9 protein-coding genes and 2 pseudogenes are annotated in these 10,807 nt (G+C 74.2%); 5 read left to right on the top strand and 6 right to left on the bottom strand.

Going from position 1 to position 10,807, the window contains the following annotated elements; all coding sequences use genetic code 11:
* The 3 genes and pseudogenes from KPF47_RS04840 to KPF47_RS04830 all read left to right on the top strand — a co-directional run.
* Positions 1–714: metal ABC transporter substrate-binding protein (locus tag KPF47_RS04840; protein WP_224387275.1), on the top strand; the 714-nt coding region annotated here is incomplete at its 5' end.
* Positions 715–756: 42 nt separating this feature from the next.
* Positions 757–1,524: pseudogene (locus KPF47_RS04835) on the top strand (metal ABC transporter ATP-binding protein); the annotation flags it as partial.
* Positions 1,525–1,600: 76 nt separating this feature from the next.
* A pseudogene (locus tag KPF47_RS04830) lies at positions 1,601–2,444 on the top strand (metal ABC transporter permease).
* A gap of 78 nt (positions 2,445–2,522) precedes the next feature.
* Here the strand turns inward: KPF47_RS04830 and rlmB are convergent.
* Positions 2,523–3,500, bottom strand: a complete 978-nt coding sequence (gene rlmB, locus KPF47_RS04825) for a 23S rRNA (guanosine(2251)-2'-O)-methyltransferase RlmB (protein WP_224387267.1) — start codon at positions 3,498–3,500, stop codon at positions 2,523–2,525.
* Between the two features lie 14 nt (positions 3,501–3,514).
* On the bottom strand, positions 3,515–4,906 hold the full coding sequence (gene cysS / locus KPF47_RS04820) for a cysteine--tRNA ligase (protein WP_224387274.1): 1,392 nt from the start codon (positions 4,904–4,906) through the stop codon (positions 3,515–3,517).
* A gap of 67 nt (positions 4,907–4,973) precedes the next feature.
* Between cysS and KPF47_RS04815 the strand changes: the two genes are divergently transcribed.
* On the top strand, positions 4,974–5,372 hold the full coding sequence (locus KPF47_RS04815) for a glyoxalase/bleomycin resistance/extradiol dioxygenase family protein (protein WP_224387273.1): 399 nt from the start codon (positions 4,974–4,976) through the stop codon (positions 5,370–5,372).
* Positions 5,373–5,419: 47 nt separating this feature from the next.
* On the opposite strand, the gene KPF47_RS04810 is transcribed toward KPF47_RS04815, so the two are convergent.
* The 4 genes from KPF47_RS04810 to KPF47_RS04795 are packed head-to-tail and all read right to left on the bottom strand — an operon-like array spanning position 5,420 to position 10,353.
* Positions 5,420–6,259 (bottom strand): ATP-binding cassette domain-containing protein, encoded by an 840-nt coding sequence (locus tag KPF47_RS04810; protein ID WP_224387272.1) that lies wholly within the window; start codon positions 6,257–6,259, stop codon positions 5,420–5,422.
* On the bottom strand, positions 6,256–8,115 hold the full coding sequence (locus KPF47_RS04805) for a dipeptide/oligopeptide/nickel ABC transporter permease/ATP-binding protein (RefSeq protein WP_224387271.1): 1,860 nt from the start codon (positions 8,113–8,115) through the stop codon (positions 6,256–6,258). Before KPF47_RS04805 ends, KPF47_RS04810 begins: the two co-directional genes overlap by 4 nt.
* Positions 8,112–9,053 carry an ABC transporter permease gene (locus tag KPF47_RS04800; RefSeq protein WP_224387270.1) on the bottom strand — a complete coding sequence of 314 codons (942 nt, stop codon included), beginning with the start codon at positions 9,051–9,053 and terminating at the stop codon, positions 8,112–8,114. The genes KPF47_RS04805 and KPF47_RS04800 overlap by 4 nt, the downstream gene beginning before the upstream one ends.
* A gap of 31 nt (positions 9,054–9,084) precedes the next feature.
* Complete coding sequence (locus tag KPF47_RS04795; protein WP_224387269.1) at positions 9,085–10,353, bottom strand: ABC transporter substrate-binding protein; 1,269 nt, start codon at positions 10,351–10,353, stop codon at positions 9,085–9,087.
* A gap of 83 nt (positions 10,354–10,436) precedes the next feature.
* Here KPF47_RS04795 and KPF47_RS04790 point away from each other — a divergent pair, with 83 nt between their 5' ends.
* The gene (locus tag KPF47_RS04790) at positions 10,437–10,793 is read left to right on the top strand and encodes a hypothetical protein (RefSeq protein ID WP_224387268.1); all 357 of its coding nucleotides are present in this window, start codon (positions 10,437–10,439) and stop codon (positions 10,791–10,793) included.
* Positions 10,794–10,807 lie beyond the last annotated feature (14 nt).

The following is a 10,807-nucleotide window of genomic DNA, read 5'->3' as shown; positions in this document are numbered from 1 at the left end:
GCCACCGTCGGCGAGGCGCAGCTGGTGCTCATGAACGGCGGCGGCTACGACGCCTTCATGACCGACCTCGTCGCCGCGTCCGGCAACCAGGCCCCGCTCGTCGACGCCGTCGAGGTCTCCGGCATCGAGGGCGCCCAGGAGGCCGCCGCGGACGACCACGGCCACGACCACGCCGCCGAGGGCGCCACCGAGCCCGCCGCCGGTGCCGACCACGAACACGAGCACGGCTCGTTCAACGAGCACGTCTGGTACGACCCGGCCGCCGTCGGCCGGGTCGCCGACCAGCTCGCCGACCAGCTCGGCCGGATCGACCCGGGTGCCGCGGACTACTTCCGCACCAACGCCGAGACGCTCCGCGGTGGCGTCGCCCAGCTCACGTCGAAGGCCACCGAGAGGCCGCGCGCACCCGGGAGCCCGGGTCGCGGTGACCGAGCCGGTGCCCGCCTACCTGCTGGAGGCCGCCGGGATCGCGAACGCGACCCCGCAGGAGTTCTCCTCCGCGTCGAGGAGGGCACCGACCCGCCTGCCGCCGTCGTCGCGCAGACGCTGGGCTGTTCACCGCGCAGCCGCCGGTCGACGCGCTGGTCCTCAACAGCCAGACGACCTCGCCGACCACCGACCAGGTCCGCGACGCCGCCCAGAAGGCCGGCGTCCCGGTGGTGGAGATGTCGGAGACGCTGCCCGCGGGCACCACCGACTGGGTGCAGTGGATGAACGCCAACCTGGACGAGCTGTCCGCGGCGCTGAACCGCTGACATGGGGTCCTCGCAGCAGTCCGCGCTGTCGTTGCGCGGAGCGGGCCTCCGCTTCGGGGACCGGACCCTGTGGTCGGGCCTCGACCTGGACGTCGCACCCGGCGAGTTCGTCGCCGTGCTCGGTCCGAACGGGTCCGGCAAGACCACGCTGATGCGCGTCCTGCTCGGGCTGCTCGGGCTGTCCGAGGGGACCGTGACCGTCGGCGGGCACACCCCTCGGCGCGGCAGCCCGGAGATCGGCTACGTCCCGCAGCAGCAGCCGCTCGACCCGGACCTGCCGCTGCGCGGGCGCGACCTGGTCGGCCTCGGGCTCGACGGACACCGCTTCGGTCTCGGCCTGGGGCGGCGGCGCGAACGGCGCGAGCGGGTCGACCGTGCGCTGGCCCAGGTCGGCGGCACCGGCTACGCCGACGCCCCGGTCGGGCGGCTGTCCGGCGGCGAGCAGCAGCGGCTGCGGGTCGCGCAGGCGCTCGTCGGCGACCCGGCCGTGCTGCTGTGCGACGAGCCGCTGCTCAGCCTGGACCTGTCCCACCAGCGGATCGTGACCCGGCTGATCGACGAGCGTCGCCGCGCGGCGGACACCGCCGTGCTGTTCGTGACCCACGAGATCAACCCGGTGCTGCCGCTGGTGGACCGGGTCCTCTACCTCGTCGACGGCCGGTTCTCCATCGGCACCACCGACGAGGTCATGACCTCCGCGACGCTCTCGCGGCTCTACCGCACCGACGTCGACGTCCTGCGGGTGCGCGACCGGCTGGTCGTCGTCGGGCCGAGGACACCCCGGTCCCCCGGGACGGGCACGACGCGCACGGCGTCGCGGTCGGGGGTGGCGCGTGACCGAGGTCCTGGCCCGGATCCTCGACCTGTCCGGCACCGGCGCCCTGCTGGGCTACCCGTTCGTCCGCAACGCGCTGATCGCCTGCGCGGTGCTGGGGCTGGTCGCCGGGCTGCTCGCCCCGCTGGTCGTGAGCCGTGGGATGGCCTTCGCGGTGCACGGCACCGCCGAGCTGGCCTTCACCGGCGCCGCGGCCGGGCTGCTGCTCGGCGTCGCCGTCGGGGTGGGGGCGGTGGTGGGCGCCGTCGTCGCCGCGGTGATCTTCGGGGTGCTGGGGCTGCGGCAGCGCGAGCGGGACTCCGCGATCGGCGTGGTGATGGCGTTCGGGCTCGGCCTGGGTGTGCTGTTCCTCGCCCTCTACGACGGCCGGTCCTCCAACCGGTTCGGCCTGCTCACCGGCTCCATCGTCTCGGTCGACCAGCAGAACCTCTGGGTGCTGGGGATCGTCGCGGTCGTCGTCCTCGCCACGCTGGCCGTGCTGTACCGGCCGCTGCTGTTCGCCAGCACCGACCCCGACGTCGCGCTGGCGCGCGGTGTGCCCGTCCCGCTGACCCCTGGTGTTCGGCGTGCTGATCGGCCTGGTGACGGCGCTGGCCGTGCCGATCGTCGGCGCGATCCTGGTGCTCTCGGTGCTGATCGTGCCCGGTGCCGCGGCGAACCGGGTCACCGCGAACCCGCTGCTCGCGACGGTCGTCGCGATCGTGATCGCGGAGGTCGCGCTGGTCGGCGGGACGATCCTGTCGCTGGCGCCGGGGCTGCCGATCTCGGCCTACGTGGCGACCATCGGCTTCGTCGCCTACCTGCTGTGCCGGCTGGTCGGACGGCTGCGCGGCCGGGGCGCCGTCCGGGCCTGACCTCCCCCGTCGTCGCACGAACGGGCCCCTCGTACGAAAGGTTCGTACGAGGGGCCCGTTCGTGCAGGGAGGGGGCGCTCAGCGGTCGACGCGACGGCGACGGGCCACCTCGGCCAGCACCACACCGGTGGCGACCGAGGCGTTCAGCGACTCCACCCGGCCGGCCAGGGGGATCGACACGGTCACGTCGCAGGTCTCGCGGACCAGCCGGGACAGCCCCTTCCCCTCCGAGCCGGTGACGATCACCAGCGGCCCGGTGGCCAGGTCGAAGTCGTCGAGGGAGACGTCGCCGTCGGCGGCCAACCCCGCGACCATCAGCCCGGCGGAGGCGTACTCCTGCAGGGTGCGGGTCAGGTTCGTGGCACGCGCGACCGGGACCCGGGCCGCGGTGCCCGCCGAGGTCCGCCAGGCCACCGCGGTCATGCCCGCGGCGCGCCGCTGCGGCACGACGACGCCGTGCCCGCCGAAGGCCCCCACCGACCGGACGACCGCACCCAGGTTGCGCGGGTCGGTCACCCCGTCCAGCGCGACGGCCAGCGCCGGGCGCCCGGAGTGCGACGCGGCCTCGAGCACCTCGTCGGGGTGGGCGTAGGCGTACGGCGGCACCTGCAGCGCGAGGCCCTGGTGCAGCGCCCCGCCGCTGATCCGGTCGAGGTCGTTGCGCGGCACCTCCAGGATGGAGATGCCCCGCTCCGCGGCCAGCGCGACGGCCTCGGTGACCCGGTCGTCCGCGGACATGCCGGTGGCCACCTGCAGCGCCGTGGCCGGGACGCCGGCCCGCAGGCACTCGACGACCGGGTTGCGACCGAGCACGGTCTCCGGGGTCTCCCCGTCACCGCGACGGCCCGCCACCGGGCGCCGGCGCTGCTGCTGCTGGTCCTGGGCGGCACGGCGCGCGGCCGCCCTCGCCTTCGGATGGCCGGGTCGCATCTCGCCGGGCGGGGTCGGACCCTTGCCCTTCAGCGCGCGCCGGGGCTGACCGCCGGAACCGACGACCATGCCCTTCTTGGTGCCTTCCTTGCGGATCGCACCGCGGCGCTTGGAATTGCCTGCCATGAGTTCTTCGAGTCCTAAGCGTCTTTGAGAGTCCAGGTGGAGCCGCCGGCGCCGTCCTCGACGGCGATCCCGGCGGCGAGCAGCTCGTCGCGGAGCCGGTCGGCGGTGGCGAAGTCACGTCCGGCGCGCGCGGCCTGGCGGCGCTCCAGCATGGACTCCACCAGGGTGCCCAGCGCCTGCCGGGCGGCGTCGCCCGACTCCTCCGCCACGCCGCCGGCGGCGAGCGGGTCCAGGCCGAGCACCTCGGTCGTCGCGCGGACCGCGGACGCGGCGCGCAGCGCACCGGTGGCGTCCCCGCCGTCGAGGGCGGTGTTGCCCTCGCGCACCAGGGTGTGCACGGTGCCGAGCGCGAGCGGGGTGCCGAGATCGTCGTCGAGGGCGGCGGTGAACGCGCCGGGCAGCTCGGCGGCGACCTCGGGCAGGCCGTGCCGCTCGCGCACGCGGTGCACGAACGACTCGATCCGCCGGTACGCGGCGACGGCCTCGTCCAGCGCGGCGTCGGAGTACTCGATCGCCGACCGGTAGTGCGGACCGACCAGGTAGTAGCGCAGCTCGGCCGGGCGGACCCGCTCGAGCAGGTTCTCGATCGCCAGGGTGTTCCCCAGCGACTTCGACATCTTCTCCCCGCCCATGGTGACCCAGGCGTTGTGCAGCCAGTAGCGGGCGAAGCCGTCGCCCGCGGCGTGGCTCTGGGCCCGCTCGTTCTCGTGGTGCGGGAAGACCAGGTCCATGCCGCCGCCGTGGATGTCGAACTCCGGCCCGAGGTAGGCGGTCGCCATCGCCGAGCACTCCAGGTGCCAGCCGGGACGCCCGTTCCCCCAGGGGGTGGGCCAGCTCGGCTCGCCGGGCTTGGCGGCCTTCCACAGCGTGAAGTCCAGCGCGTCGCGCTTGTGCCCGCCGTCGCCCTCGCCCTGGTGCACGTCGTCGACGCGCTGGCCGGACAGCGACCCGTAGTCGGGCAGCGTGCGCACCGCGAAGTACACGTCGCCGCCGGCGGGGTAGGCGTGGCCGCGCTCGATCAGCCGCTCGATCAGCTCGACCATCTGCGTGATGTGCCCGGTCGCCCGGGGCTCCACCGACGGCGGCAGGCAGCCCAGCGCGTCGTAGGCGGCGGTGAAGGCGCGCTCGTGGGTGGCCGCCCACTCCCACCACGGACGGCCCGCGGCCTGGGCCTTGCGGAGGATCTTGTCGTCGATGTCGGTCACGTTGCGCACCAGCGTGACGTCGTAGCCGGACCGGGCCAGCCAGCGGCGCAGCACGTCGTAGTTCAGGCCCGAGCGGACGTGACCGATGTGCGGGAGGCCCTGCACCGTCGCCCCACAGACGTACATCGACACGGCTCCGGTCCGCAGCGGCGTGAAGGCGCGCTGCTCCCTGGTCGCTGAGTCGAGAAGTCTGAGGCTCACGTCACCAGGGTACGGGCCTCCGATTCGTCCACTACACGGGCGGTGCCGGGGCGGCAAGGTGTCCTTCATGGCTGTTCAGCGGATGTACCCGCGGCTGGTCGTCGCCGACGCCGACGCCGCGATCGACTTCTACCGGGCCGCGTTCGGCGCGCAGCTCGTGGAGCGCCACACCGACGGCTCCGGGGCGGTCGTGCACGCCCTGCTGCGGGCCGGGGGTGCGGAGTGGGCCGTCAAGGACGGCGACGCCGCCGACCCGGCCCCGGACGGACCCGGCGCGGTGATCCTGGCGCTGGAGGTCGACGACCCGGACGCGGTCGCCGCGGCGATGGTCGGGAGCGGCGGCACCGTCGTCTTCGAGGTGTCCGACCATCCCTACGGGCGGGCCGGGCGGCTGGCCGATCCGTTCGGGCACAGCTGGATGGTCGCGGCGCACAGCGGGCCGCCGTCGCCCGTGGGGGGCCGGTGACGGACCGCCGCCGACGCCCACCGGTGCACGACCGGGCCTCGCCCGCCTCACCCCGCCGCCGCCTCCCGGCGCCGCGCCCGTCGCTCGGCCTGCCGGTCCGGGTCCGGCACCGGTGAGGCCAGCAGTAGGGCCCGAGTGTAGTCGTGTGCCGGCTCGCGGGTCACCTGCGACGCCTCCCCCTGTTCCACGATCCCGCCGCGGTGGAGCACGGCCACCCGGTGGCTGATGTGGCGCACCACGTCCAGGTCGTGCGAGACGAACAGGTAGGCGACCCCGGTCGCCTCCTGCAGCTCGAGGAACAGGTCGAGCACCCTGGCCTGGGTCGACAGGTCGAGCGCGCTGACCGGCTCGTCGCACACGATGAGCTTCGGGCGCAGCGCGAGCGCCCGCGCGATCGCGATCCGCTGCCGCTGACCGCCGGAGAACTCCCGGGGCAGCCGGTGCATCGCGTCGCGCGGGAGATGGACCCGGTCGAGCAGCGCGGCGACCCGGTCCCGGGCCTCCGCGCCCCCGATCCCCTGCACCTGCAGCGGCTCGGACAGCGTGTCCCCGACCGTCAGCGCCGGGTTGAGCGAGCTGTACGGGTCCTGGAAGACCACCTGCAGGTCGCGGCTGAGCACGCGACGGGTGGCCCGGTCGGCGGCGGAGATGTCCCGGCCGTCGAACACGATGCGGCCCCCGGAGACCGGGGCGAGCCCGAGGACGGCCCGGCCGATCGTGCTCTTGCCCGACCCCGACTCGCCGACCAGGCCGAGCGTCTCACCGGCCGCGACGTGCAGCGACACCCCGTGCAGCGCGCGGAAGGCGCGGCCGAAGCGCTTCGCACGGAACTCGACCACCAGGTCCTCGACACGCAGCAGCGCGCCGCCGTCGATCGTCGGGCTCATCGGGTGCTCCCCTGGTTCTCGGTCCGCGCCGGGCTCCGGTCCGGCGCCACAGTCGCGAGCGGCCGGGCCCGCGGTGGCTTGTCGGCGAGCATCGCCTCGAGCAACGAGGCCGTGTACCCGTCGGTGGGTTCGCGCAGGATCGTGCGGACGTCGCCGGACTCCACCACCGTTCCGTCGCGCATGACCACGACGCGGTCGCAGAGGTCGGCGACGACGCCGAAGTTGTGGGTGACCAGCAGGACCGCCAGGCCCAGCCGCTGCTGCAGGTCGCGCAGGACGTCGAGCACCTCCGCCTGCACGGTCACGTCGAGCGCGGTGGTGGGCTCGTCGGCGATCACGAGGTCCGGCTCGCAGGAGATCGCGCCGGCGATCAGCACCCGCTGGGCCATGCCGCCGGAGATCTCGTGCGGGTAGGACCGCATGATCCGGGTCGGGTCGGTGATCCCCACGCTGCGCAGCAGCTCCTCGGCCCGGGCGGTGGCCGCGGCGCGCGGGACACCGAGCAGGTGCCGCATCGGCCGGGTCAGCTGGTACCCGACGGTGAACGCCGGGTCGAGGTTGCTCATCGGTTCCTGCGGGATGTAGCCGATCCGCCGGCCGCGCAACGGGGCGAGCCGGCCCTGGTCCACGGCGACGTCACCGGGGCCGACGGTGAGCTCGTCGTCGATCCGGATCGTGCCGCCGGTGATCAGGGCGTCGCCCGGGAGCAGCACCAGCACCGCGAACGCGGTCTGGGACTTGCCCGAGCCGGACTCCCCGACGACCCCGAGCACCTCACCGCGGTCGAGGGTGAACGACACCCCGTCGACCACCTGCCTGGTCGTCCCGTCCCCCTGTGGGTAGGCGATCCGCAGGTCGCGGACCTCCAGCAGGTGCCCGCCCCCGTCGGGGACGGCGCCGGCGGAGCCGGACCGGCGCCGCGCGACCGCGTCCCGGACCGCGGCGGCCGCACCCGCACCGCCGGACCCGGCGCGGGCCGGGTCCTCGAGCGCGTCACGCAGCGCGTTGCCCAGCAGCACCAGCGCGCTCGTGGTGACCGCGATCGCCAGCGCCGGCCACAGCAGGGTCATCGGCGCGTCGTACACGCTGCGGAAGCCCTCGTTGAGCATCACGCCCCAGGTGGGCACCGAGGCGTCACCGAGGCCGAGGAACTCCAGCCCGGACTGGACGGCGATCGCGATCCCGCAGACCAGGGCGCCCTGGATGATGAGCGGGGCGCGGACCACGGAGAGGACGTGCCGGCGCAGGATGCGGGCGTCGGACAGGCCCGACACCCGCGCCGCGTCGATGTAGAGCTCGGCGCGCACCCCGCGGACCGCGGTGCGGGCGAGGCGGAAGAACCCCGGCGCGAGCATGACCCCGAAGACGGCCATGGCGATCCACACCGACGGTCCCAGCGCGGCCCGCATCGCGAGCAGGACGATCATCGACGGCAGCGCGAGGACGATGTTGGTGACCCAGGTCCCCGCGGCGTCGATCCCGCCCGCGAAGTAGCCGGCGAGCAGCCCGGCGGGCACCCCCACCGCGATGGCGACGCCGGCGCACAGCAGCGCCGCCAGCAGCGTCGTCCGCCCGCCCCAGAGCAGCCGGCTCAGGACGTCCCGGCCGCCGCTGTCGGTGCCCAGCGGGTGGTCCGGTGAGCTGCCCGCCAGGATGTTGCGGATGTCGGCGTAGGTGGGGTCGAACGGGGAGAGGACGCCGGCGAGCAACGCCCCCAGCACGATCAGGCCCAGTACGACCGACGCGGTGAGGCCGAGCGGGTTGCGCAGCAGCCGCCGGGCGACCTCACCGCCGCGCCCCCGGGGGGCCGGCGACGCCGGGACGGGCGGGACGGTGGATCCGGTGTGCTCGGTCATGCGACACGCACCTTCGGGTTGAGCCAGCCGTTGGCCACGTCGACCAGCAGGTTGACCACGACGACGATCACGGTCGTGTAGGCGACCACCCCCATCACCAGCGGCAGGTCACCGATGGTCGTCGCCGACACGGCGAGCGTCCCGACCCCGGGCAGTGCGAAGACCTGCTCCAGCACGACCACGGCGCTCAACATGCCGATGAACTGCAGGCTCAGGACGGTGAGCCCGGCCGGAGCCGCGCTGCGCAGGACGTGCCGGACCAGGATCTCGCGTTCGGGCAGGCCGCGGCTGCACAGCGTGCGGACGTGGTCGCGCGACATCTGGGTGAGCACGGCGCCGCGCACCTGCTGGGCCGACGCCGCGACGCCGTTGATCAGCAGCGCGATCATCGGCAGGGTCAGCGAGGCGACCCACGGGCCGATCCCGGACCCCGGCGCGATCGTGCTGACGGCCGGGAACCAGGGCAGGGCCACCACGAACAGGCTGACCAGCAGCAGTCCGATCAGGAAGCTGGGCAGTGCGTCGCCGATGGCCGCACCGATCTGCACGGCCCGGTCGGCCCGGCCGCGGCGGACGGCGGCGGTCGTGCCGAGCGCGGTCGCGATGACCCCGATGGCGACGATCGCCACGGCGACGACGGCCAGGGTGACCGGCAGCCGGGCCGCGAGCGCGGCGACCACGGTCTCGTTGTTGAACCAGGACGCACCGAAGTCACCGGTCAGCGCGCCGGCCCACCACTCGGCGAGCCGCTCGAGCAGGGGCCGGTCCAGGCCGAGCTCGGCGTTCTTCGCCGCGATCTGGTCGGGGGTCGCCTGCTCACCGAGGATGGTGGAGGCGACGTCGTCGGTGGAGAAGAACAGCAGCAGGAACGCCAGACAGCAGACGGCGGCGAGAACGACCGCGCCCGACAGCAGCCGGCGGAGCAGGAACAGCAGCACCGCGTCCTCCTTGGTGTGCGACGGCCGTGGGTCAGCCGACCGGCCGGTAGTTGTAGATCGAGGGGATGACCTGGCCGATCTGCGGCTCGACCGCGATCCGCTCCGGGTCGATGGCGTTCGTGGTGCCGATCCGGGCCCACGGGGCGAACCAGGCCTGCTCGGTGACGTGGCGGGCCATCTGTCTCGCCACGTCGTCGGCGTCCGGGCCGCCCGCCCGCACCCGGTCGAGCATCGCGTCCAGCGCCGGGTCCCGGGAACGCAGCGGGTTGTAGAGGGTCTGCGGGACGAGCAGCTGCTCCACCGCCACCCAGGTCGGCCCCTGGAAGATCGCGAAGAAGCTGGCCGGGTAGCGCCCGCTCCCGATCGCGGCCTGCGACGACTGCGCGGGCACCGACTCGATCCGGGCCGTGATCCCGATGTCGGCCAGGGGCTGCACGATGAACGGGATGAACTCGTTGAGACCGGTCGACAGCGGCATGGTCATCGAGAAGCCGTCGGGGTACCCGGCCTCGGCGAGCAGCGCACGGGCGCGGACGGGGTCGTAGCCGTAGTGGTCGTCCAGCGCCGGGTCGAAGGCCGTGCTGGCCTCGCCGAAGACCTGGCTGGTCGGCGTGCCGTAGCCGTTCAGCACCCCCTCGATGGTCACCTCCCGGTCGAACGCGAGGTTGATGGCCCGGCGGACACGCACGTCGGCCAGCTCCGGGGCGATCGCACCGTCCCGGTCGAACAGCAGCAGGCCCGCCCAGTTCGCGTCCCAGCTCACGATCTCGCGGCCTGCGTTCTCCGCCTGGGCGATGTTGCGCGGGCTGATCTGCGTCGCGTCGATCTGCCCGGAGACCAGCGCGTTGATCCGCGCGGTCGGGTCGGTCAGGACCTTCAGCACGACCTGGTCGAATCTCTGCAGCGCCGGGTCCCAGTAGTCCGGGCGGGCCCGGAAGACGTACCGGTCGCCGGGCACCGAGGCGGCGGCGTCCATCACGTAGGGCCCCGCCCCGACCGGGACCCGGTCCAGGGCGGGGTCGCCCAGCGCGGCCGGGCTGGCCATCATCCCGGCGGCCTGGCTCAGGTAGAACTCCAGCGCCGGGTTCGGGCGCTCGAGCTCGATCTCGACCCGGTCGGTGCCGCGCGTGCGGACCTCGGCGACGTCGGCCAGCTGGACCGCCTGCGGGCCGTTCGCCGTCCGGAAGTGCTCCAGGTTGGCCGCCACCGCCGCGGCGTCGACCGGGGTCCCGTCGCTGAAGGTGACGCCCTCCCGATCCGCAGCGAGAACGTCGTGTTCGTGCCGTCGGTGTAGCCCCATCCGACGGCGAGCATCGGGACGAAGGTCCCGTCCGGCTCCCGCCGGATCAGGGTGTCGTAGGCGGGCTGGAACGCGACCAACCGGTGTCCGTTGTGGCCCTGCCCGGTGTCCCAGGTGGCCACGTCCTGGACCAGACCGATGTTGAGCACACCCCCTCGACGGCGGGGACGGGTGCGCTGCGCGCCGCGTCCGCGGTCCGCGCGACGACCGAGGTGCTCGGCCTGGACCCGCTCGCCGCCGGCGGCGTGGCGGAGGAGTCGGGCGACGCCGCCCGGCAGGCGCTGGGCACCCTGGTGGAGTCCATGCTGGAGCGCCGCCAGGCCGCGCGCGCCGGACGTGACTTCGCCACCGCCGACCGGCTCCGCGACGAGCTGCTCGCCGCCGGGATCGCCGTCGAGGACGGCGCCGGCGGCTCCACCTGGACTCTCAAAGACGCTTAGGACTCGAAGAACTC

The sequence above is a fragment of the Pseudonocardia sp. ICBG1293 genome (assembly GCF_020131355.1).
Lineage (GTDB): Bacteria > Actinomycetota > Actinomycetes > Mycobacteriales > Pseudonocardiaceae > Pseudonocardia.
Note: the sequence above shows the minus strand (reverse complement) of the source record. Positions and strands in the feature narration are given on the sequence as shown.